At 60.6% G+C, this 22,792-nt stretch carries 23 protein-coding genes; 7 read left to right on the top strand and 16 right to left on the bottom strand.

Features of this window, described 5'->3' with window-relative positions; genetic code table 11:
• Positions 1-52: 52 nt before the first annotated feature.
• The gene (locus tag VMA09_18580) at positions 53-1,432 is read right to left on the bottom strand and encodes a hypothetical protein (protein HUA35623.1); all 1,380 of its coding nucleotides are present in this window, start codon (positions 1,430-1,432) and stop codon (positions 53-55) included.
• A gap of 101 nt (positions 1,433-1,533) precedes the next feature.
• Between VMA09_18580 and VMA09_18575 the strand changes: the two genes are divergently transcribed.
• A complete protein-coding gene (locus VMA09_18575) occupies positions 1,534-2,376 on the top strand; it encodes an alpha/beta hydrolase (GenBank protein HUA35622.1) in 843 nt (280 codons plus the stop codon).
• A 3-nt stretch (positions 2,377-2,379) separates the two neighbouring features.
• Here the strand turns inward: VMA09_18575 and VMA09_18570 are convergent, their stop codons facing one another.
• From VMA09_18570 to VMA09_18540, 7 genes are all read right to left on the bottom strand, one after another.
• The gene (locus VMA09_18570) at positions 2,380-3,117 is read right to left on the bottom strand and encodes an energy transducer TonB (GenBank protein HUA35621.1); all 738 of its coding nucleotides are present in this window, start codon (positions 3,115-3,117) and stop codon (positions 2,380-2,382) included.
• Positions 3,114-3,518 carry a biopolymer transporter ExbD gene (locus VMA09_18565; GenBank protein ID HUA35620.1) on the bottom strand — a complete coding sequence of 135 codons (405 nt, stop codon included), beginning with the start codon at positions 3,516-3,518 and terminating at the stop codon, positions 3,114-3,116. Before VMA09_18565 ends, VMA09_18570 begins: the two co-directional genes overlap by 4 nt.
• Positions 3,515-4,198 carry a MotA/TolQ/ExbB proton channel family protein gene (locus tag VMA09_18560; GenBank protein ID HUA35619.1) on the bottom strand — a complete coding sequence of 228 codons (684 nt, stop codon included), beginning with the start codon at positions 4,196-4,198 and terminating at the stop codon, positions 3,515-3,517. Before VMA09_18560 ends, VMA09_18565 begins: the two co-directional genes overlap by 4 nt.
• A gap of 15 nt (positions 4,199-4,213) precedes the next feature.
• Positions 4,214-6,610 (bottom strand): TonB-dependent receptor, encoded by a 2,397-nt coding sequence (locus VMA09_18555; GenBank protein HUA35618.1) that lies wholly within the window; start codon positions 6,608-6,610, stop codon positions 4,214-4,216.
• Between the two features lie 103 nt (positions 6,611-6,713).
• Positions 6,714-7,043 carry a hypothetical protein gene (locus tag VMA09_18550; protein ID HUA35617.1) on the bottom strand — a complete coding sequence of 110 codons (330 nt, stop codon included), beginning with the start codon at positions 7,041-7,043 and terminating at the stop codon, positions 6,714-6,716.
• 1,160 nt (positions 7,044-8,203) lie between these two features.
• Positions 8,204-9,469, bottom strand: a complete 1,266-nt coding sequence (locus tag VMA09_18545) for an MFS transporter (protein ID HUA35616.1) — start codon at positions 9,467-9,469, stop codon at positions 8,204-8,206.
• Positions 9,470-9,549: 80 nt separating this feature from the next.
• Positions 9,550-9,843, bottom strand: a complete 294-nt coding sequence (locus VMA09_18540) for a DUF4236 domain-containing protein (GenBank protein ID HUA35615.1) — start codon at positions 9,841-9,843, stop codon at positions 9,550-9,552.
• A gap of 177 nt (positions 9,844-10,020) precedes the next feature.
• On the opposite strand from VMA09_18540, the gene VMA09_18535 reads away from it, so the two are divergent.
• Entirely contained in the window at positions 10,021-10,749 is a 729-nt protein-coding gene (locus VMA09_18535) for a hypothetical protein (protein HUA35614.1), read from the top strand.
• A gap of 46 nt (positions 10,750-10,795) precedes the next feature.
• Here VMA09_18535 and VMA09_18530 read toward each other — a convergent pair whose 3' ends face one another.
• Positions 10,796-12,724, bottom strand: a complete 1,929-nt coding sequence (locus VMA09_18530) for a CocE/NonD family hydrolase (protein ID HUA35613.1) — start codon at positions 12,722-12,724, stop codon at positions 10,796-10,798.
• Positions 12,725-12,935: 211 nt separating this feature from the next.
• Here VMA09_18530 and VMA09_18525 point away from each other — a divergent pair, with 211 nt between their 5' ends.
• Entirely contained in the window at positions 12,936-14,102 is a 1,167-nt protein-coding gene (locus VMA09_18525; protein ID HUA35612.1) for a hypothetical protein, read from the top strand.
• A gap of 62 nt (positions 14,103-14,164) precedes the next feature.
• Here the strand turns inward: VMA09_18525 and VMA09_18520 are convergent, their stop codons facing one another.
• Positions 14,165-14,458 carry a hypothetical protein gene (locus VMA09_18520; protein ID HUA35611.1) on the bottom strand — a complete coding sequence of 98 codons (294 nt, stop codon included), beginning with the start codon at positions 14,456-14,458 and terminating at the stop codon, positions 14,165-14,167.
• 67 nt (positions 14,459-14,525) lie between these two features.
• Complete coding sequence (locus VMA09_18515) at positions 14,526-14,843, bottom strand: serine hydrolase domain-containing protein (GenBank protein HUA35610.1); 318 nt, start codon at positions 14,841-14,843, stop codon at positions 14,526-14,528.
• 289 nt (positions 14,844-15,132) lie between these two features.
• On the opposite strand from VMA09_18515, the gene VMA09_18510 reads away from it, so the two are divergent.
• Positions 15,133-15,348, top strand: a complete 216-nt coding sequence (locus VMA09_18510; protein ID HUA35609.1) for a hypothetical protein — start codon at positions 15,133-15,135, stop codon at positions 15,346-15,348.
• A gap of 53 nt (positions 15,349-15,401) precedes the next feature.
• Here the strand turns inward: VMA09_18510 and VMA09_18505 are convergent, their stop codons facing one another.
• Complete coding sequence (locus VMA09_18505) at positions 15,402-15,974, bottom strand: CDP-alcohol phosphatidyltransferase family protein (protein ID HUA35608.1); 573 nt, start codon at positions 15,972-15,974, stop codon at positions 15,402-15,404.
• Positions 15,975-16,040: 66 nt separating this feature from the next.
• Complete coding sequence (locus tag VMA09_18500) at positions 16,041-16,901, bottom strand: LON peptidase substrate-binding domain-containing protein (GenBank protein ID HUA35607.1); 861 nt, start codon at positions 16,899-16,901, stop codon at positions 16,041-16,043.
• A gap of 212 nt (positions 16,902-17,113) precedes the next feature.
• Between VMA09_18500 and VMA09_18495 the strand changes: the two genes are divergently transcribed.
• The gene (locus VMA09_18495) at positions 17,114-17,962 is read left to right on the top strand and encodes a phytanoyl-CoA dioxygenase family protein (GenBank protein HUA35606.1); all 849 of its coding nucleotides are present in this window, start codon (positions 17,114-17,116) and stop codon (positions 17,960-17,962) included.
• 12 nt (positions 17,963-17,974) lie between these two features.
• The gene (locus tag VMA09_18490; GenBank protein HUA35605.1) at positions 17,975-18,751 is read left to right on the top strand and encodes an SDR family oxidoreductase; all 777 of its coding nucleotides are present in this window, start codon (positions 17,975-17,977) and stop codon (positions 18,749-18,751) included.
• Positions 18,752-18,769: 18 nt separating this feature from the next.
• Here the strand turns inward: VMA09_18490 and VMA09_18485 are convergent, their stop codons facing one another.
• Both VMA09_18485 and VMA09_18480 read right to left on the bottom strand, forming a co-directional pair.
• A complete protein-coding gene (locus VMA09_18485; protein ID HUA35604.1) occupies positions 18,770-19,501 on the bottom strand; it encodes a class I SAM-dependent methyltransferase in 732 nt (243 codons plus the stop codon).
• Between the two features lie 153 nt (positions 19,502-19,654).
• Positions 19,655-19,849 carry a hypothetical protein gene (locus VMA09_18480; GenBank protein ID HUA35603.1) on the bottom strand — a complete coding sequence of 65 codons (195 nt, stop codon included), beginning with the start codon at positions 19,847-19,849 and terminating at the stop codon, positions 19,655-19,657.
• A gap of 386 nt (positions 19,850-20,235) precedes the next feature.
• Here VMA09_18480 and VMA09_18475 point away from each other — a divergent pair, with 386 nt between their 5' ends.
• Positions 20,236-21,822 (top strand): DHA2 family efflux MFS transporter permease subunit, encoded by a 1,587-nt coding sequence (locus VMA09_18475; protein ID HUA35602.1) that lies wholly within the window; start codon positions 20,236-20,238, stop codon positions 21,820-21,822.
• A 178-nt stretch (positions 21,823-22,000) separates the two neighbouring features.
• On the opposite strand, the gene VMA09_18470 is transcribed toward VMA09_18475, so the two are convergent.
• Positions 22,001-22,771: a glutathione S-transferase family protein gene (locus VMA09_18470; protein ID HUA35601.1), complete on the bottom strand. Its 771-nt coding sequence runs from the start codon at positions 22,769-22,771 to the stop codon at positions 22,001-22,003.
• Positions 22,772-22,792: the final 21 nt, after the last annotated feature.

Below are 22,792 nucleotides of genomic sequence, written 5' to 3'. Positions count from 1 at the left end.
ATGGCTGTATCTCGAAATCCTGCGCCTGCTCGCCAAGTTGCGCTCGCGCTGATCACAGGCCCGGCAGCTTCAATAGACTCGGGCACATGAGCGAGGGCGGCGTGAACTTCGCGACCGCAGGTCCCTCGGTCATGTAGTCCTGCGTATAGAAGATCCCGAAATAGCCGTTGCCGCCGGTGAAGCCTGACCCGGCGCATCCTGCGAGGCATCCTCCGGCGGGGCATACGTCTGAGTAGGCAAATAGAAACGTTGGAAATCCCGAAAGCGACGTCGTCGCGCAGGTCGAGCTCTTCAGGTCCGATATAAAGGTCTGCTCGTTGGCGATGTTCGAAGGCGGCACCGCGGGATTGTTCGGGCATCCGGTGTTGTAACCAGTCTCGCCGATGAAGGTATGAGTTGCCCCGCAATACTTCTCAGATACCGTTGAGAAGAGCGTTTGCACCTGCGACCAGCATTGCGCACCGTTCATCGGCCAGCTCGGCGGCACGCTCGCGACGAAGTTGCAGTACGGATGCGACGCGATGAGATCGACGCCGGCGGGCGGCGCACCGTTTACGCAGAAGGTCTGCTCCTGGCCGAGCACAAGCGACACAACGATCGGAATCGAACTGAGGCCGCGGGCGTTGAGCACCGAGCGCAGGGTCTGCGCTGCCTGGCTGATCATCGCGGCCGTTATGACCTGGCCATTGGCAGTCGTACCGATGGCCTCGTTGCCAAGCTGAATCGCGACGATCGTCCCGTCGTTTATGAATGCTGGAACGCCCCCAATCGAAGAGTTGAGCGGCTCGACATAGGCTCCCGCGGTGCAGAATGTGTTGGGGTTCCACGGCGTATCGGGGCCGCACGCGCCATCGAGGAGCGCGGCGGCATACTTGGAACCGCAGAGCGGGAACGCGGCGCCCGCATAGCTGCAGTTTGTCGCCGAATCCGACGCGGCCAGACTGGGTATCGCGTCGTTGAATAGTCCCTGCAGGATCTTGATTTTGAGACCTTGCGCGGCGTTCAGGATGTAGTAGTTCGGCTGATAAGAAGTAATAGTCGAGACGCTGAGTGAAGTTTGCAGGTTCGCCAGGTCACTGTTGTAACAAGCCTGGCACGAGGTAGGACAAGTGCTGAGCGGATTCCCGGGCTGACATGAAAAGGACAGCTGCGGATTGCATGCAGCGGGAGTCGAGGTCGACCAGTTGTTGTCGCTGCATCGCGATTCAGGCGTGTAGTCGATTCCGATCGAGTTGAGCTGACCGGTAGTCAGGATACGCTGGATCGGGTTGAGAGGTGCTATCGGGGCTAGTTTGAGTTTGCTGAGCGCGGCGGTGAAAAAATCGGTGAAGTCGGTCGCTGCGTTGGCCGGAGCACCGCCGGCACTCGCGCAGCGGCCGGCAAAAATCAAAGCGAAGCAAGCGGCGAGCGCGATCACGATTTTCCTGAGCAAGAAAACGATCCTCCCGGGTTAGTTCGACGCGACTGCCAACTATCGCACGCGAGAACGTTTCAGGCTATCAGAAAACTAAATGTTGAACGGGAGATCTGACGATGCGTGTGCAGGTTGGCGATGTCCGGATGTTCTTCGATGTCGAGGGCGCGAAGCTGCGGCCCGACGGTCAGACGATGCGCGAGGTGCCGACGTTGATCCTGCTCCACGGCGGCCCCGGTTTCGATCATTCGGTGTTCAAGCCCGACCTGTCCGGCCTCGCTGATATCGTGCAGATCGTTTATATCGATCATCGCGGCAACGGACGCAGCGACCGCAGCTCGGCCGAAAAATGGAACCTCGATCAGTGGGGCGACGATCTGCAAGCCTTCTGCAACGCGCTCGAGATCGAGCGGCCGATCGTGATGGGCGAATCGTTTGGTGGAATGGTCGCGATGTCGTACGCGGCGCGCCATCCCGGGCATCCAGCCAAACTCATCCTCGCCAGCACTTCAGCAAAGATTCGTCCGGATCGATCGATCAAAGTATTCGAACGCCTGGGCGGCAAGGACGCACGCGATGTCGCCGAGCGCTTCTTCGAGGATCCTTCGCCAGACAAGATGGCCGCCTACATCGAAAAATGTCTTCCGCTTTACAATCAGCGGCCCCGCAGCGCGGGTTGGATGCAACGTTCGGTGCAGAATTTTGAGCTGACTGAGTACTTCTTCAAAGGTGAGATTCGGACCTTCGACCTGCTGCCGCATCTCGCACGTATCAAGTGCCCGACCTTGATCACGGCCGGCGAGCAGGATCCGATAACGCCAATTGAAAGCTCGGAGGATATCGCGCGCGCAATTCCGGCCGGCCTCGCGCGGCTCGAGCGCTTCGAGAACGCGGGCCACGGGACGCATCATGATGAGCCCGAACATTTCGATCGCGTGGTCCGCGAATTTATATCGTCATAGTTGCTAGTGCACTGAGATCGGAATCCGAATATCGACGGTTGAGTCGATCGGTTCTCCATTGCGCACGGCCGGAAAGAACTGCCATTTCGCCAGCGTGTCGAGCAGCAGCTCGTTTATGCGGGGGTTGTTGGTCGGTCTGATCAGCGCAACTTTTACGCTTCCATCGGAAGATATTGTAAAGCGCGCAACTGCCACCGCTTCGAGCGCGTCCTCGCGCAAGTCATCCGGAATGACTGGTGTAGGCGCGGCGATCGCGCGCGCGCCGGAGGAATCGTTGCCGGGACCAAGGCCACTGCCGGAGCCGCCTTCGCCTTCTTCCGGCGAAGTGCTTTCAGAGCCAACGCCCGCTCCTTCAGGCGGATTCGCAGGCCCAGATGCGGCGCCGGCTCCGGCCGATGCTGAAGGCTCGGGCGGCAGCGCCACTTTCGGTGTCGCGATAGTAGGACGCGCGGAAACCGCTTTGTGGTGCGCCGGTGCGTGATGCGGTATGGCGGGCTTCGGAATCGCAGCAGCTGCCGGTTTGCCGTTGCCCTGCAAACCCACCGCAACCGGAGGCGGGGGCGGCGGCAACTCGATGATCTGCGCTTCGAGCGTGGTCGTTTGCGGCGCGCTGCGCTCTCCGAGCAGGAGAGCGAAGCCACTGAGCATGAAGAGCCACACGATGAGCGCCGCGGGAACGATCCAGAGGAGACGCTTCTGCGGATCGTCCAGCGGCGGCCGCGGTAATGAATGCACACTCATTGTTGATGGACGGCGATGAGGAAGCGATCGGCGCCCGCCTGCCGCGCCGCCAGCATCGCCTCGACGACAACGCCTTCGAGCGCGCCTTTGTCTGCGGCGACGGCAACTTCGTGGGTGTTTCTCGCGATCAAAAGCGGTTTCAGATGAGCCGCGACCTGCTCAACTGGAGTTTCGGTCTGGTCGATGAATACCTTGCCCTCCTTGGTGATCGTCAGCGTCGTCGGTTCCTGCTTGACGAAGCTTTCGGCGCTGCCGCGCGGCAGGTTGACTGGCAGTGAATTGAGACTTTGCATCGACAGCGACGCGAGCATGAAAGTCACGAGCAAAAAGAACATCACGTCGATCATCGGGATGATCTCGATGCGCCCGTGACGAAATTCGCGTCCGCGGCGGAGTTTCATCGCGCGGCCTCGAGTGCGCGAGCTACCGGCGGCGCTTGCAGCTCGGGGGCGCTTCCTTCCTGATCGAGACGGATGTGGTCGCTGAGCCGAGTGCCGAGGCGTTCCATTAAATCGAGCGCGCGGGCCTGGGTGCGCGAGAAAAGGTTGAAGGCGAAGAGCGCGAACAGGGCGATTAGAAGACCGAGTGCCGTCGCGATCAATGCCTGCGCGACACCCGCCGTGACCTGGGTCGGCGCCACCAGGTTCGAGCCGCCGATCACTTTGAAGGCCTGCATCATGCCGGTGATGGTGCCGAGCAGACCCATCAGCGGCGCCGCGGTGACGATGGTTTCGAGCACCCACAAGCCGCGGCCGAGGGTTTTTTCGATTTCGCCGGCCTCGTCAGCGGCGCGCGACTCGACCCACCACGCTGGATGGGAGCGGTTCTCGAGGATGACGCGGAAGAAGCGGGCGTAGGCGTTGCGCGATCCTAATGCGGACAGCTCGCGTTCCAATGTGTCCCAGGAGAAGTCCCACGACTCGACTATCTTGAGCAGCGATGTGGGCAACCGCAGGCATCGATAGAAGAGCGCCGCGCGATCGAAAATGATAACCAGCGCGAGCACGCCGAGCGCGAGCAGCGGATACACCATCGCACCGCCGTAGCGCAGCGCATCGAAAGCATTACTCAGTTCACTCATGATTAGTCAGTACCTTCAGGAACCGGATGGCTTCGGGTTCAATCCGGGTATTTCCCATTTAATTCCCCCATAAACCGCGCTTCGGGGACCGTATTGATTGGCGAAGACACCAATCCCGGTCCCGTTGCGGATCAGGTAAATGTGATCGTTGAAATTCTCCCACGTGCCGCGAAAGACGAAAGCGCCCGCGCGCCCGGCCTCTACTCTCTTGGAAATGCCGGCGTTTAGCTGTACGTAGTAGGGCAAGTTTCCCGTATTGGCGAAACCGCTGCGCAAGCCGCTGCCATAGATTCCGTCGACCGAGGCAAGGTAGCCATGCCACGTATATGAGGCGCCCCATGACGCGGCGAACGTCTGATCGTGATCGAGAAACACGTAGTGGCCGTTGATATACGAGAGTTCGTCAGGGGCGAAATTGAACTGACCCGAATCCACCTGCGTGCCCTGGCCGACGCTGTAGGTGAAGTTGCCATATACAGTTGCGTTCTTGTGCGTATATGAGCTCGTGGCCTCGACACCCCAGTTCCGCCCCTTGTGATAGTTAAAGGTCTCGAAAATCAGCGCCGGGCCGAATTGACCTTCGTCGATAAGCTCGCTCGATTTCCGATAGTACGAGTCAATCCCGACGTTCAACCCGGACAGTATTTCCTGATCAACGCCGGCGTCGAAGTAATGATCGCGCTGAACCGTGGGCGTGCCGTTGCCATTGCTCGGCGGAGCTCCGGTCGTGTTCTGAAAGGCCTGAATTGAATTAACCGACACCAGCTCGGTCGGCGGCGGTGTGAAGTAGCGCGCGTATGCGCCGTGAAAGGCGGTATGCTTCCATGGCGTGTATACGAAGCCGATGCGCGGGCTCGCCTGATCGGCGCGCACTAGTCCGTCGTACAGATCGAAGCGTACGCCATAGTTGACGGTTAGCGGCTCCCACGGTTTCCATTCGTCCTGGATATATCCGCTATAATACCAACTGGTTAGAGCGGTATCATCGGTAATGCTGATAGGAAGGAAAGGAGGTATTTGCATTCCGGCCGAGTTGGTTTTGAACACCGCTGCATGATTGTCGATCTCGGCGCGCTCGCCCCAGAATGATCCGCCGAGACGAAACGTATGATGCGCGATACCATGGTAGGCGGTATCGAGCTGGAAGCCGCTCGCCCAGTCGCTGCGGAAGACCTTCGATGCGTCGCCGTTGTAAATCAGATCGCCGACATAGTCGGGATTGAATGACACATTCGAATACCGCGTGAACGGCGCAAGTTGATAATCGATGTCGGGACCGACTTCGCCTTGCAGCGCGAGCACCGCGAAGTAGTTCTGCTCGGTCTGGTTCTCGCGAACCTTGCCCGACGGATAAGTCGGCACGCCGGCCAGATCGAAGACCTGCGGCTGATCGGGATTGGCGGGAATCTGGAAATGATTGATCGCGGTTCCCGTCATCAGGCTGAGCCGCGTCGTAGGATTGATAAAGTACGAGAAGTATCCGAAGCCGGCGCCCTGATTGGTCGTGTCATGGATCGCGGTCGGCCCCGACGAGGGAGGCTCGAGGCCGCGATCGCTGCCGAAATACTGCCCCGTCATGAAGTAGCTGAAGTCGCCCTTCGAGCCGCCCCATTCGAAGCTCGGCTGCGTAGTCCCGCGCTGGCCGCCATACATTTCTACGTCGCCGACAGGATCGAGCAGGCCATCCTTGGTTCTGATATCGACGATCCCGGCCGTGCGAAGTCCGTACTGCGCCGGCAATGCACCGGTGAGCAGACTGATATTTTGCGCAAAGCGCGGCGTGATCACCTGGCCGAAGCCGGTCACGCCCTCGGGCAGCAGGATGCCGTTGACGCGATATTGCAGGTTGGCGTGATCGCCGCGCACGTGGAGCTGGCCGTAAGAATCCTGCACCACGCCCGGAGCCTGGAGCAGCACCTGGTTGAGCGGAGTGTTATTGCCCTGCGGCAATTCCTGGAGCGCTTTCTGATCGAAAGTGTACTTGCTGCCTCCTGTCGTCGGTGAGAGGCTGTTGCGCGCCCGATCGAGCTTGCGCGCGACGACCGCGAGGCTGAGCGCAGCTTGCGACGCGAGCGAGATCTCGACCGGCTTGGCGCCCGCACGGCTGACCGTGACGATCTGGGTCGCGGACTTGAATGACTCCTTGGTGACGACGATCGCGTAAACGCCGGGATGCGCGCTGATTGTAAATGCACCGTCTTTTGCGCTCGTGACGGTGGCTACCTGCTTGCCGGTATTGCTCTGCAGCACGACCGAAGCTCCTTCGATCGGTCTGCCGAGCGCATCTTTGATTGTGCCTTTAATCGTTCTCGTCACCATCGTGCGCGGTTTCTTCTGGGCCGCGGTGACGGTTGAAGTGTGTACGAGCGCAAGTATGAGCAAGAGTGCGCTCGCCAGTAGAAACTTCGACATCTGATTCTCCTCGTCATGGAAACCTCCGCGGCACTCAACGAGTGCCGCCGGCGCGCCATACGGGCTCGCGCCGAAAATCAAGCAACGAAGCTGAAGCGGGAAATCAGACTGTCGCGGGCGGAGCCCGACCGAAAAGAGCGAAGCGAATCTCGAGCGCTACCGTGCGCTGCGGATCGAGCTTTAGCGCCGCTACCAGGCAAAGCGGCACGGCGAATGGCAACGCGCTCCCGAGTGCCGGTGTCGAGTTCGAATGATGCAAACAGATCGGGCACTGATCGGCCGACGATGCCTGGCTCGCCGACGCAAAGTGATTTATCTCCGGCGGCGAATGGAAATGCGCTCCGCCGATCAACTGCATCGCGAGGAACATCGCGGCGGCAAGCACAATCGTGATGTGGTTTAGCGGATGCGGTCGTGTGCGCGGCGGATTCATCGCGAGCGAGGCTACTCGCGCAAAAGCATGCCCACCATGTCGAGCGCCGTCAAGGGAATGCTCGAAGTATCAAAAAAATCGGCCCCGTCAGATTCGACGGGGCCGATTCTCAGACTGGGATAAGTTGGCGTTGACGCTAAGGAATACTAGGAAGCGTCGGTGTAGTTGGGTTGCTGGGGTTCGAAGGCCCGCCCGGGGCTGCCGGACCACTAGGAGCTAGCGGGCCGCCGGGAGCCGCCGGACAAGTAGGAGCTAGCGGGCCGCCGGGAGCCGCCGGACCAGTAGGAGCTAGCGGGCCGCCGGGAGCTGCCGGACCAGTAGGAGCCAGCGGGCCGCCGGGAGCCGCCGGACCAGTAGGAGCTATCGGGCCACCAGGAGCCGCCGGACCGGTAGGAGCTAGCGGACCACCAGGAGCCGCCGGACCAGCAGGAGCCATCGGGCCGCTCGGAGCTGGCGGACTGTCGGGCGCGCCCGGGAATCCAGGTGCGCTCGGCCCAGCAGGTCCAGTTGGAATCGGGAGAGCTTCAGGATCTGTCGGAGTTCCCGGCTGTCCAGGAGCCGACGGACCGGTGGGGCCACTCGGCGGTAATGGCGCCGCCGGGCCACCCGGTATCTCCAGATAGCTTGGATGGCTCGGGGCGACCTGACTCAAGCCTGCTGGCGACAACGGCACACCGGGTGCGTTGGGTGCACCTAGAGTCCCCGGAACTGAGGGAGAGGTTGGAAAGGTGCCTAAGCCCGGGACGATTGGTGCGCTTCCCATCCCGGGAGAACCCGGAAGGCTCGGACGCGACGGAAACCCAGAGCCGCCGCCAGAAAATCCGAAAGTGATACCCGCGGGCGCTTGCGGTGAGCCAGGGGCCTGTGGGCCGAGCGGTGCACTTGGAAAGCCCGGAAACCCGCCTGCGCCGATTGCGATGCCGGCACTGACTCCGATACTGCCGGCAAGAAACAACGCTGCCGCGAGACCGCGACGGTTATTCATTTTTTCCCCCGTAATCGTCTCGTCTTAGTGCGATTACGCCTAATTCAGATCGTTCTGGCCGCTAATACGATGCGACGGGAGTTCTATCAGGAGCAAAACTCTACGACAAGACCTGAAAAACAGAGCTCAACGAAGCGATTTTGAGATGGCGAAGCCCTCTTATCGCCCTCGATGTCTAATCGGCCAGCGGCAGCTGCGCCGTCTCGCGCATCGTCAGAACGAAAAACACTGAAACGATCGCCGCGCAGATAAGATAAACCGTCGGCGCCATCTCGCTGTTGGTGCGATCTATCAAATAGGTCGCAACCAGCGGCGCCGTTCCGCCGAGCAGCGCCATCACGAGATTATGGCTCAGCGCAACGCCGCTGCATCGCACGTTCGACGGGAACGCCTCGGCAGCGGTCGCAGGAGATACGCCGTCGAACAGCCCGATCAGCATCGCGAAGCCAATTTGACCAGACAGCGGGATGCGAAATGCGGGATGCCAGAGCAGGTTGAAGAGCGGCCACGCGAAGATTGCGATCATCGCCGCCGAGACGAGCAGCACCGGCTTGCGACCGACGCGATCGGATAGCGCGCCTGCGATCGGCAGTATGATAAGCGCCGCCGCCATTCCAATCGTGTTGATCGCCATCGCGCGCCGTTTGCTGAAGCCGACGATCTCGGAAAGATACGTCGTCGAGTACACGAACATCAGGTAGAAACCGACCGCGTCGAGCACCTTGAAGCCCGAGACCTGGAAGATTCGCCGCCACTGGCCGCGAATTAATTCGCCCAGCGGCGGCGGTTCGGCGCGCGCGGGCTGGCCGGCGTCGCTGATTTCTCGGCGAATGAAATAGCCCGCAACTCCGATCGAGATCCCAAGCAGAAACGGCACGCGCCATCCCCATGCCATCAACGCGGCCTGCGGCATCGTCCAGGCGACGGCAGTGCCGACGGCGGATCCCAGCATCACGCCGGCGAACGCGCCCGAGGTGCCGAACGCACCGACCAGTCCGCGGCGCGAGCTATGGCATCGCTCGACCATAAAGACGACCGAGGTCGTGTACTCGCCGCCCACCGAAAGTCCCTGGATGAGCCGCAGCACGACCATCAGGATCGTCGCCGTGATTCCGATTTGCTGGTAGGTCGGAAGAAGGCCGATCGCGAAAGTTGGCAGCGCCATCGCGAGCACCGAGAGCATCAACGCATGATGGCGCCCCAGGCGATCGCCGATTCGGCCGAAGACAAGCGCGCCGACCGGGCGCATCAGGAAGCCCGCCGCGAACGCGCCGTACGCGTCGATAAGCTCAGTCGAGCGGCTATGCGAAGGGAAGAAGTGCTGCCCGATCGCGAGCGCAAAAAAGCCGTAGATCGAAAAGTCGTACCATTCCAGAATATTGCCCGCGACGCCTGCGATCAGCAGCCGCCGCTGCGAGGGCTGTTTGGCCTCGATGCTCACGCGCAGTCTCCCATCCGGCGCGCGAGGTTAGCAAAGCATCACGATGTCACGATAGAGCGGGGAGTCAGCGCGATGCGGTCTCATCTGCCGCTGTGCGAATGCGTCAGCAGCGCGAGCGCTGCGATCACGACAGCGGCAATCATCCAGCCGATGCCGGCGCCGCTGCCGCCGTGATAATGCGCGCCAGTGTGCGTGCCGGCGCGGCTGGTGTAGTAGATGCCGGTGCCGGGGATGCCGACGGTGCGCGAAACGCCATTTCGACCGAGCGTCAAGTGAGCGCCGCGCATCCCGACGCTCAGCGATGGTCCCGACTTCGAAACATTTATAGAAACACCGGGCAGAACGTGGACGCGGCGATAGAAGCGGAAAGGCATAGGGTGGCTCGCGCTCGAGAAGTACCGATTCTATGCCAACTTCACTCGCGATCTGTACTGCTGCGTTCAAATTGGAAGCGTTTGCGATTCATCTGCTGGCCCCGAAGTTTGACTCAGGGCTTGCGTTGAAAGCTCACTGGTAGTTGTATCGCGATGCTTGGAGGATAGGACGGAGTCATGGCTAAGCGGCAAAACGGCGCGCTGTCACTTGGTGCTGCCATTCTGGTCACAACGATACTCATTGCGGTCTCTGGCAGCTGGGCGCAAGTTCCCGCCAGCAGCTGCCAGGGAATCAATGCCTGCCTTGGAAATCGCGGAACCATTGGACAAAACGCCTGTAACGACGTGCTCGCGTGTGGAGGAAATCAAGGGCGAGTTGGCGACGGCTCCTGCGTGGGTTTCGAAAGCTGCTCCGAGAACGACGGACCTATAGGAAAAAATTCCTGCCGAGAAGTATCTGCCTGCGAGCAGAACAATGCTGCCGTCGGAGACAATTCATGCAAAGACGGACTCGACGCCTGCACCAGGAACAGCGCAAAAATTGGGACCAATTCCTGCCAGGGCGATACTGCATGTATCGATAACGTCGCTCAGATTGGCGACAATTCGTGCAAAAACGGGAACTCCGCCTGTGACGAGAACCAAGCAAAGATTGGATCGGATTCCTGCCAAGGCAGCGTTGCATGCAAGCATAACACGGCTCCGATCGGCGACGATTCCTGTCGTGGCTTTGCGTCATGTCTCTCCCGCTCTGCGCGCGTGGGCAGCAATTCCTGCAATGGCGAGTTAGCCTGCGATAACAACAGCGCGTCGATCGGCAACAATTCATGCAACGGCGAGCAAGCCTGTCAGAATCACTCGAAACCAATCGGCGACAATCAATGTAACGGCAGCCACGCCTGCTGAGGTGTGACCCGCGTAACGGAGTATTCGGCTTGGGTGCCGGCGCGAGCTACTTCTCCCACCGCTTGTCGAATACGACGCGATCATCGATCGTCACGCGCCCGCTCAGCAGCATGCCGTGTTGCGTGACCCAGCTCTGCGTCTTCACCGCGAAATTGCCGATGACGGGCAGGTTGGCGCTGAACGAAGTGTCGCCGCGCACGACAGCCTCGTCGGGGCGGTTCGCGCTGACGCGCGCGCTGGCAGCGTGATCGACGTGCAGCACTCCGCCTTGCGGCAGAGGCACAGCGACGTTCTGGCCGGTGGTCACGGTGACAGCGCCGCTCACCATGTCGCGCTCGATTTTCCAGATCGGAGTGCGTGGATTCGGCAGCGCCGCGGGCGGGATCGATCGAACGCGCGGGCCGTCAGCCGCACCTCCGCGCTCGACGATCGGGAGGCTGAGCGTGGAGCCGCGCTTGCCGCCGAAGAAGAGTCGAATCTCGGGATTGCTCTTGGTCGGCCAAATCCGCGGGAAGTCGGCGCACGCGATCACGAGGCGGATACGATGCCCGTGCGCGACTCGATACGACGTCGCCCACAGCGGAATCTTGAATTCATAGACCTCGCCGCGCTCGAGCTTGGCGCGTCGCGCGTAGGTCTCGCGGCACGTCGCGCGGAGCCATCCGCTGGTGATAAGCGTCGAACCGCCGTCGGGATCGACATCGCACAGCTTCGCTACCAGCGTCGCCTCATCGCCCTCTTTCAGCTCGGCGTGAATAGTGGCCTGCCCCGCGCCGGTTATCTCGGCATCGGCGCCGAGCGGCTCGGATGTATAGACGAGCGAAAGATGCTCGTCGTCATTTTGATCGGTCGGCATCCCGACACCGAGGCCGATTGGATCCCAAAGACCCGCGCTCGTGCCGACCGTGGGATTCGCGACGTAGCTCTCACTGCCTTCCTCGCGATCGGCGGAGTCAGCGAGTTTGCCGCCGTGAGCGAGATGAAGCGTTCGCGATTTCGCGCGTGCCAGCGGCCATTCGCGCTCGTGGCGCCACTTGTCGCCCTGCTGCACGAAGATCGTCACGGGTGGCTCGCTCTCGATGCCGTTCTTCTCGCCGCGCAGCCAGTGATCGAACCATCGTTTGAGCTCTGGCAGGTAATCGATCGGCTCGGACGGGGCGAGGTCGGGAAGCGTATGCATCCAGGGGCCCATCAGCAGCTTCTTCGGGCCGCCGAGGCGCGGATAGATCGCGGGCATGCCGTCGGGAAAGATGTCCCGCCAGCCGCCGATTAGAAAAGTCGGCACTTTGATGCGCGCGGGATCGACGACTTTCGCGTCCCAGTATTCGTCATGATACGGATGCGCGTCCCAGTTGAAGATGTATGGCGTGCTGGCTTCGAGACGCTCGCGCCAGACTTTGTACCAGCGGCCGTCGGCGTCGGCGTTGGTGGGCGGCATCAGGTTCATCGCGAGCATCATCGAGCCCCACGCGCCGTACGCGCCCAGCATGTTGCGGCATCCGCCGGGCACCAGGATGTCGTGATAGATATCGACGCTGCCCTGGAGCGGCGCGATTGCTTTGAGATGCGGCGGATTCTCGGCGCCGACCTTGAGCGAGCTGATTCCTCCGTACGAGAGACCCCACATCCCGACGTTGCCGTCGCACCACGGCTGACGCGCGATCCATTCGACGGCTTCGGCACCGTCGCGGCCCTCGCCGCGCTCCATCGCATCCCAGGCGACGCCGCTCGATCCGCCAAGCCCGCGAAAATCGATCAGCAGATGCGCATAGCCGCGCGCCGCGAAATAGCGCCGCGGCGCCTCGTTCATCGCGCCGATAAAATCGTCCTTGTGATAAGGATAGAAGGAGAGCAGCGCCGGAAACTTTCCCTCGCCGGCAGGGCGATAAAGATCGGCGCCCAGCTCTGCGCCATCGCTGAGCGGAATGATCAGGTTGCGTTCGACAACAATCTCGTTGAGCTTCTCGTCGCTCATAGCAGTGTCTCCCCGGCGATATCGACGAAATTAACCGATCGGTAAGTAGATCTGCGCTCATCCGCGAAAATCTTCAAGTGCAGGAACTTTAAGCAGTTGCGCGCTCGGCACATCTTGAAGAGGTCGGCCGAATAGCTATTCAGGGGGCAATCGGATATGCATGCGGTGTTCGAGAGAAAGCCAGTGCTGCACTTTCAGGGAGGAGTGAATCGTGCCTCTGACTAGACCCTGTATAATCGTTCCAGGCATCCAGGGAACCGCGCTTCAGAATACCTATCCGATTGCGCCTCAAACCACCTGGTCGACTCTGACGATCGTCGGCGAGAAGTTCACTCCGCCTGATTTCAAGAGCCTGGCGCTCGATGATCGCGCTCAAGCCGATTTCAGCGACTTGGTAGTCACGAGATCCTCGCAACTCCTGGAGATTGCATATGCACCATTGGCTAGTGCGCTCCAGGGGCGGCTGAATACCCCCGCCTATGTCTTTCCCTATGATTGGCGATATTCAATCGCGCAAAGCGCCGAAGACCTGGTGGTCTTTGTCAAGCGGCTTCAGCAAAAGACGATGTCGTCGATAAAAGGATGGGATCATCTTTTCGATTTTGCCGTTCATAGCATGGGCGGTTTGGTGTTGAGGGCCTTCCTCGAAGCCTGGCAAAATTCCGGAGCGAAGACTCCGCCGCCGATCGGCCGCATCGTATTCATTGCCACACCTCATCTTGGCTCTCTCGACGCGGCAGTCGCACTTATTAGTGGAGAAGTGAGCTGGTTTGGCGGGCGCAAGGAGATGCGCAAGCTGGCGCGCACGTTTCCTTCCGTCTATGAACTGCTGCCGCTGTTTCCAAACGCAGTCGTTCGTGGAGCGGATGCGATTGACGTTTTTGATGAAACTAATTGGCAAAAAAACACTGTAGAACCAGACCCTAACAATAGTGGGTTCGATGTCCAGCAATTGCATCTCACGGCTGCGAAAAAGGTCCTGATTAGTTTGCCGCTTCCGACCGACCCCGCATTCAAGATTCTCGCGGATGACCAGTTAATAATATTTGGGAACAAACCGGACGCGGTCCCAATCCAGGTTCAAGTGAGCGCCAAGCCAGAGTGCTGGTATGATTTTGACAACGCCACGAAGGGACCCGGAGATGACGTCGTTCCGGTGATTTCCGCTCGCTTAAATGGTATTGCCTCAGTAGAGCTTACTCCCGAGGACGTTTCCTACTTCCATCCGATCCAGCGTGGAATGACGGCTACTGATATGCACGCATTCCTGCCGGCCCTCGATGAAGTCGCGACAATAGTCTCTCGGTTCTTCTCCGGAGAAAAGGGAGCGGCGCTGTTGCCCAGGGGATTGCCTAAAGAACGGTTTCATCCAGCGTGAGGTCAGCGAGATAACTCCTTGCGGCGTGTCCTGAAGATTTCGGAGAGGGCGACTATTTACCGTTAGCTGCTCTTCTTACGAGCGTGAATGCGCCCGCCCCAGTGCATCCATTCGATCGCGCCGTTGCGGTCACGCAGGAACTCTCCCACCGCTTGCCTCAATGGTTGCTCGGAGATCGCGAACCGATCGGCCTCCACGAAATCAATCTGGAAGGGCGGCGGTTGATTATTGGGCGGCCGAACATCCGACTTGGGAAAGCCGCCTTTGGAACGGGCCTGAACCGTGAGCTTGCCGCCTTCGAGCTTGACTTCCAGGTCGCTTAGCGCGGCGCTGTAGGTCCGCGCCGCGTTTTCCACGGGGGCGACACTTACGGACAGATCTCGAATCTGACGCTGTTGCCGGAGCGCAATTTCGCGATCGCGATCACGACCAATCAGATAAACGGCCAGCTGCTGATAAACGACATCCTGAGAGATCTCGTCGCGCAGTGCCGGCCTCGACCAGGCGCATCGCGGCGGTCGCGGTGAAGGTCTTGGTGATCGATCCGATCTGAAAGAGCGTGCGCTCGTTGACCGGCAGCGGATGTGCAGCGTTGGTGACACCGAAGCCGCGCATGAACTCGGCGCCGTCGCAGGTGATCCCGAGCGCGACGCCGGGCACCTTGTGCTTCTCCATCGCATCGGGAACGCGCTGGCAGATCGCGTTGAACAATTCGTCAGCCGCGGTTGGCGCCTTGTTCATCGGTCGAATTTGCTCCCAAGGGCGTTTCGTGCACAAGTCCAAATTGTTGGCCGCGACTCGTGTAGCGATAAAGGCCGGTCACCCAATCAAGACACCGGGCACCAACCCTCCGACGCTCAGGAGGAGAGCAAAGATGCAGAGCGGCGCGACTGTCGCGGCGCTCGCATACGCTGACGCTGCAGTGAATCGATCGGTCCTTGCCGCAAAACTCCGTCAGGCAAGAACCGCGCACGGTTCTTGCTCAACCTATCCTCCCACGATGCCCGGAGAGCGCCGGCGGAGGTCGCCCATGATCAAGATTCTATGCGTATTTGCCTCGATTCTGTGCGTGTTTGCATCGATCGTGCTCTTCGCCGGCTGTTGCAGAGTGTTTGGAATCTGTACTTCAGTAGATGTTCACACTTCGATCGATAGCCAGGAAAAGTACGCGCAAAATCAGGGCTCAAATCAGTTCGCGGCGCTGGGTGCGACGAATCCCGGCGCGTGCACGATGGCCTCGCGGTAAGGTTTCCCAACTCGGAAAGCTTTACACGATTCCAAGTCGAGAGTGATTCGGTTTCATCGCGATCGATACAAGAGCCACGCGCGTTCGGACATCGCGGCAATATATAAGATCGCAATCAGCGGACAAATATCTTTTAGTATCAGGCCCGGCAGAGCAGGCGGCGGCATCACCGCGAGCACGATCACGATCGCATAGTTGATCATGCCACCGAGATGGCCGAGGCGGCTGCGAATCGGACCGCTTCCCGCGCGCGCGATCAATGTCGAATCGACAGCATACTGCGTGAACGACGCCGCAATCAGAAACGGGATGTAATACGGAACGGCGCCCAGCGCCGCGCCCGAGACGATCGCGGCGAGCACAAAGGTCACGTCCGCGATCGCATCGAGCCAACGACCGAGGCCGCTCGCGACATCGAAGCGGCGCGCCAGTTGTCCATCGAGATAGTCTGTAGCCCACGCCCCGAGCACCAGCGCGATATAGGGCGCGCGCGGCGCGACACCCCGCGCAACGAGCGCGATCCAGATGCCGGCGAGCACAAAGCGCGACGCGCTGAGCGCATTCGGAAGCTGCGTGAGTCCCGCAGCGCGCGCCTCGTGCGCGGAATCCTCTTCGCCAGACCCCATCGGGATTTCAGATACAGGTCTTTGCGCGCTCCCGAAAGAGCGATTCTGGCGAAGAGGATCGCCGCCTCAGCTTTCGGCTCGCAGATGTGCGAGCAGCTTCTCGAGTCGCACCGCAGGATCGAGGGTTTCGAGCAGCTCCTGCTTCGACTCCAGGTCCATCCGTAATTCGCTCGCGATTCGGTCTGAGATCACTGCGGCGCCGTCATCTGTCGTTGCTGAGACCGGCAGGATCTCGTTGTTAAGCTCGTCGGCAATCTTGAGTCGCTTGTCAGTAAGAGCGGAAATCACATCTTTGAGAAGATCCACTATCCGTTCGGAACTGACTACAGTTTCTTCGATTTCTTTCGCCTCCGCTGAAAAGAAACCATCCTGAAGTGTGACGCCGCTGACGCATACGCGGCGCTTTGCTTCGACCATCATCTTTATCGTCCCATCGGGCAGACGCAGCAGTCGGGTGATCGATCCGATAACGCCAAGCTCGTAGATTTCAGCTTTTGAAAGGTCCTCCTCGTGCCCATCCTTCTGCGTCACCATGACCAAGGGGATCCGTCGCTGCTCGGCAGACGATACCGCCGCAATCGATTTCGAGCGTCCCACAAAAATTGGGTAGGAGACGTGAGGGAATGCGACCAACTCGCGCAACGCGATCAGCGGCAGACGAAGATTGCCACCGCTGTCCTGCGCCGGAGGCGGAGCGGCTGGCTGCGACGGATCGTCATCGCCGTTGCTGCCTCCGCTGGCTGGTATCCCCTGGACCATCGCGATCAGCGCGGCCCAATTCTTATAGCCGTAATCGTGCGCGAGCTGGCGCTGTGCGGCGGCGAGCTGGATGCCTTCGTCGCGCGAGAGGCGCTTGGCTTCCTTGCGAAGATGCTCTTCGCTCGGATGCGCGGGCAGGACTTTGGCGGGAACTTGACTCGTAGACATAACCCTTCCTCCGCGCCCGGCGTCCGCTAACGGGCAGAAGAGTTACGTGAACTTGTATAACTGTGGTGGGCTAGGCCCTCTCCGCGGACAGGTAGCCGCCTGATCGGCTGACGACAAATTACTCCGGCTGCGCTCGATATTCAATTGACCTTCGTGCATCGTTAGCTCGATCTGACTAGTCAGTGATATCAATCCCTGATGGAGGTGCGCCGATGACTATTCCGCATCTTGAAGCTGACACGACTTGCGAAGATATATTGGCCGCCATCGAGAGCGCCGGGGCCGTCATCGTCGATCGCGCTGTCGCGCCGGATTTCATGGACCAGGTCGCTGCCGAGATGCGACCCTGGATGGATAAGACTCCCCTCGGCGACGATTCGTTCACGGGACGGCGTACGCGACGCACAGGCGGACTGGTCGCGCGTTCGCCGCACGGCCGCGAGCTGGTGATGAATCCTCTGGTGCTCGGCGCCGCCAAAAAGTATTTCAGTCACGCGCGCAGCTACCAGATGCACGTTTCGCAGGTGATCGCGGTGGGAGTTGGAGAGCCGGCGCAGATAATTCATCGCGATCAATGGGCCTGGGACATGTTTCCATTTCCGAAGGACTATCCGATCTCGCTCGCCACGATGTGGGCCATGACCGACTTCACCGCCGAAAACGGCGCGACCCGAATCGTTCCTGGAAGTCACAGGTTCGACGATCGGCTGCAGCTCACTGCGGCGGACACTGTGCCCGCGGAAATGCGCAAGGGCTCGCTGCTGATGTACGCCGGAACGACTTATCACGGCGCCGGCGCGAATCAATCGGACGCGACGCGCGTCGGTATCACGATTCAATACAACGTCTCGTGGTTGAGACAGGAAGAGAATCAGTACCTGTCGCTGCCGATCGAGATCGCGCGCACGCTGCCCGTCGATTTGCTGCGGCTTATCGGCTATCAGCTCGGGGCGTACTCACTCGGTTACGTCGATGACCTCCGCGATCCGATCGAAATCGTGCGGCCCGATCTCGCCAAGCAGGGCCTGGGGACTCTCAGCCAGTTAGCCAACGCAAAATAAGGGTCGCAGCAGATGAAAGTCGATTTTTCGGTCACGGGCAAAGTCGCGATCGTCACGGGTGGCTCGAAGGGAATCGGCAAGGCGATCGCGGTCACGCTCGCCGAGCATGGCGCCGATATCGCGATAGCGGCGCGCGGGCGCGAAGCGCTCGACAAGGCCCGCGCCGAAATCGAAGCGACGGGCCGCCGATGTATCGCGCTCGTGGCGGACATGGCGAGCGAGACCGATTGGAAGCGCCTCGTCGACGAGACGGTCACGACCTTCGGCGGCGTCGATATCCTCGTCAACAACGCCGCGACCGCGTCCGCCTATGGTCCAATCGCCAGAACCTCCAGCGCTGACTGGGATCTCGTGATGAAGGTGAACATCAAGGCCCCGTTTGTCCTCTCGAGCCTGTGCATGCCCTCGATGAAATCACGCGGGGGCGGTTCGGTGATTCACATTACCTCGAATGAGGGAATTCGGCCGAGCTTCGGCATCGGCGCGTATTCGGTGAGCAAAGGCGCTCTGATCACGCTGGCGCAGGTATGCGCGAAGGAATGGGCGCGCCACAAGATCCGGGTCAACTGTATCGCGCCCGGTCTCGTGCGCACCGAGATGGCCGACGGACTGGTCAAGATGGTCGAAAAATCGGGACGCTATCCCAACCCGATGCGGCGCGTGGCCGAGCCCGAAGAGATCGCAGGCCTCGCGCTTTACCTCGCGAGCACCGCAGGCAGCTACGCAACCGGACAGACTTTCGTCGCCGATGGCGGCGAACTCATCCTCGCGCCCACCGATCAGAGCTGACGAAGCATCGACAGCCTGCTAGGGGCGCACCTCGTAGTAGGCGTTGATCGGGTTATCGAAATCCTTGGGCTGGAAGCGTTTGAAGCCCGCCTCGGAAGTCATCTTGCGCGCGACTGGCTCCGGAAAACCGAGCGTTCCGAGTCCGAGGCCGTCGGGCTGGGAGAGCGCCGACGACATGCAGCACAGGACGGAGAATCCATACATCACCGGTGCGAGCGGATTCTCGCGCAGGTTCTGCTCGAAGGTCGGCATCCCATGAACGTCGGCGATCAGCCACGTACCGTCGGGTTTGATCGCTTTGCGGATCGCGTGCATCACGAGGTCGGGCCGCGTCATGTCGTGCAGACAATCGAAGGTCGTGATCAGATCGAAGCTCGCATCAGCCGGCAGTCCATCGACACTTGCGTCGTGCAGCGCGACATTCGAGAGCCGCGCTTCTTTGATGTGGTCCGCCGCCCGCTTGAGCGGAATTTTCGCGATGTCATAGCCGTGGAATTTCGAACGCGGAAAAGCCTTCGCCATCTCGATGATCGCGACTCCGCTGCCGCATCCGACGTCCGCAACTTTCGCTCCCGCTTCGAGTTTCGCCACGACGCCATCGAGCTTCGGCAGTGCGCTGGGCACGAGCTGCGTACGGAACCACGGCGCGAGCAACCGCTCGACCCCTTGATTCACCTCGGGACCGAATTGGTCGTAACTGAGGCCGAGACCGCTTTTGAACGATTCCGGTAGATGATTCAGTAGCCCCATCTGCTGCGGAATGGCGCAAAATCCGCCGGCCAGGAAAAAAGGGCTGTTCTCCTCGGCAAGGACCAGCGCGGTTTCGGCGCTCAGCGCGAAGCGTCCCTCGCCTTTGTAATCGATCAGATTTGCGGAGGCTTGCTGGTACAGCCATTCGCGAACTCATCGCTCGTGCAGTCCTGTCTTACGCGCGAGGTCTTCGCTGGTGAGATCGCCGGCCTTGTTTAGGGCGCGATAAAGCCCCATCCGATCGCCAAGATAGATCATGCCGGAAGTAAGGGCGCCGCCGAGCAAGCCGAAAATCTGCTCCGCGGTATTTCGGGCTTTTTCGATATCGATCGGCTTATTGCTATCCATGGCTGCCTCCGTAGTGCGCCCCCGGATTCCACTTTGCGAATCCTCGCGACCAAGTCAACCCAACCATTATGGGAGTCCCGCTCAAATTTGCCCTCATCGTGCGGAGTGCATAGCGTTTTAATTATGCTGCACGCTTTTACCCGCTTCTTCCTGGTGTTCGCAGTCTGCATGACGGCTACCGGCTGCTTCTCCTGCAGCTACTCGACGCAACATCCTGCGAGCGCGCCCGCCCCGGTCGTCGTGCAACCGGCGCCGGCGCCAGTGATAGTGCAACCTCAGTAAGCGATTTGTTCGTCGCAATTCCGATGCGCTGAGATTTGCGGCTGACCAAATCGACGGCCTCGGTCTTTGCATCCTTGACTCGGTATTTGTAGCGTAGCGCTGCCATGAGCGCCGCTGCCAAACCGATTCCGGCCGCCGCCGCGCATGACGCCCACGACTTTTCCTCGACGCGCAAATGGATCATTGCGTTCTCGGTCATGCTGGGCACCGTGCTCGAGGTGCTCGATAGCTCGATCGTCAACGTATCGCTGCCGCACATGCAGGGCAGCTTCTCGGCGAGCGTCGATGAAATCGCGTGGGTCGTAACCTCGTACCTCGTCGCCGCCGGTATCATGATCCCGCTCACCGGATGGATCGCCGAGCGCTTCGGGCGCAAGCGCTATTTCATCTTCTCGATTGCGATGTTCGTAATCTCGTCCGCGCTATGCGGCGTCGCGCAGTCGCTCAATCAGATCGTTTTTTTTCGCCTGATGCAGGGGGCGGCGGGCGCTGCGATGATGCCGCTGTCGCAGGCGATCCTGATGGAGACCTTCCCGCCACGCGAGCAGGCGATGGCGATGGCGGTGTGGGGCATCGGCATGATGGTCGCGCCGATCATGGGCCCTACCATTGGCGGATGGATCACTGACGCATGGAGCTGGCGCTGGAACTTTTACATCAACGTGCCGATCGGCTCGCTCGCGATGTTCATGGTGTTCCGGTTCGTCGACGATCCCTCGTACATGCGCGAGCGCCGCAAGGGTAAGATCGATTTCATCGGTATCGCGTGCCTGTTCATCACGCTCGGCGTCGGCGAGATCGTGCTCGATCGCGGCGAGCGCGCGGACTGGTTCCACAGCTCCTGGGTCGTGTATTGCACGGCGATCGCGATCATCTCGCTGGTGGTGCTGATCTGGCATGAGTTGCGAATCGAGGATCCGGTCATCGACCTCAGCATCCTCGAAAAAGCCAGTTTTACCTTGCCGGTGACGCTCGTCATCTTTTTAACGTTCACGCTTTATGGCACCGCGATCCTGAACCCGATCTTCCTGCAGGAGGTGCTTGGCTACACGGCCTCGAAAGCTGGATTGGTCATGGCGCCACGCGGCTTCGGCACGATGTTCGCCATGATCATCTTGGGCATTCTCGCGCGCCATGGCCTCGACACGCGGCCCCTGGTCGGAATCGGTTTCATCCTCGTCGGATTCGCGATGTGGGAGATGGCGGGGCTCAACCTCGCCTCGGATTCGTTCAGGATTATCTGGCCGATGGTCATCCAGGGCGTGGGCACCGGCCTCGTGTTCCCGAGCCTCTCGGCCGCCGCGCTCGGCTCGATGGAAAAATACAAGATGCAGCGCGCGGCGTCGCTCTATTCCGTCACGCGCAACTTGGGCGCCGCGATCGGAACGTCATACCTGACGACGCTGCTGATCCATCGCCAGCAGGTGCAGCAGAGCTATCTAGTCGAGCACGTGTCGGTCTTTTCGCTGCCGCACATGAGGATGCCGGGCGCGGCGATGAGCCTGGCCCAGCAGTTCGCGATGGGCGAGCGGCACGGGATGGCGATGCTCTACGGCCTCGTCCAGCGCCAGGCGATGATGCTGTCATTCAACGACATCTACCGGATGCTGGCCGTCCTGATGGCGCTGATGGTGCCGACCTTTCTCTTCCTGAAGCGCGACATCCGCAACCTCCCCGTCGACGCGCACTGATGTTCCAGGGCGGTCCACAAGAACATCACCAAGCTCTCGGGATGACGGAACTCTTGCGCTCGGGATGACGGTCTTGTCTTTTTGACTGACTGAAAAAAACAGTGGGGTGGGCGTCCCTGCCCGCCACTGATTGCGCGGCTTCCGCGCCACCTTTCGTCAGTATCGACGCCGCCCCATCTCACGCACCGTCGGGCGGAAACATCATCTTGCCGGCGTGGAACTCGCGCGCGACGAAATCGATGAAGCCGTGACGCACGGGCCATTCGAGGCGGCTGTCGCGCCAGTGGATTTTGCCGTCCGGGCCTTCGAGCTCCGACGCAATGCTCGTCATGTGCGACATCTGCTCGCGCATCCGCTTGAGGTCGGCTTCGACCGCCGGGACCGCGCGCATCCGCTTCATCCACTTGAGCAGGCCGGGGAACTGCGCAAGATCGATCGCCATTGCACGCACGGTCGGCACGTGGCAGACCGCCGCGATATCCGCGATGCTGAGCGCGCCGCAGAAAAACTCGCGAGTGCCGAGCTCGTGCTCGAGCTGGCCCAGCAGGCTCTCGTATTCTTCCTTCGCGAGCGTGCGCATCTTCCATGATTCGGGAGCGTCGGCCCGCAGCGTCCCGATGAAGTAGCCGTAAGCGACCGCATCGAACGCGCGATCGCACAAGTCCTCGATCGAGCGCATCCGCGCCCGCTCGTAAGGATCGGAAGGATGAAGCGGCGGCTTCGGATGCGTCTCCTCGATGTACTCGCAGATGATCGTCGAATCGACGATGGTGCGGCCGTCGTCGAGGACCAGCACCGGGACCTCGGCGCGGATGCTCGCATCGCGCAGGTCCTCCTTGCGATCGAGCGAGTAGCATCGCTCGACTGGCTCATACGCGACGCCCTTGTAGTCGAGTGCGATCCGAACCTTGCGCGCGTAGGGACTGGTGGTGAAGGTGAACAGCTTCATCGGCATGCCCTCCGCCGCAGA

The organism is Candidatus Binataceae bacterium (genome assembly GCA_035508495.1).
Classification (GTDB): domain Bacteria; phylum Desulfobacterota; class Binatia; order Binatales; family Binataceae; genus JASHPB01.
This window is presented reverse-complemented; position numbering and strand designations above follow the sequence as displayed.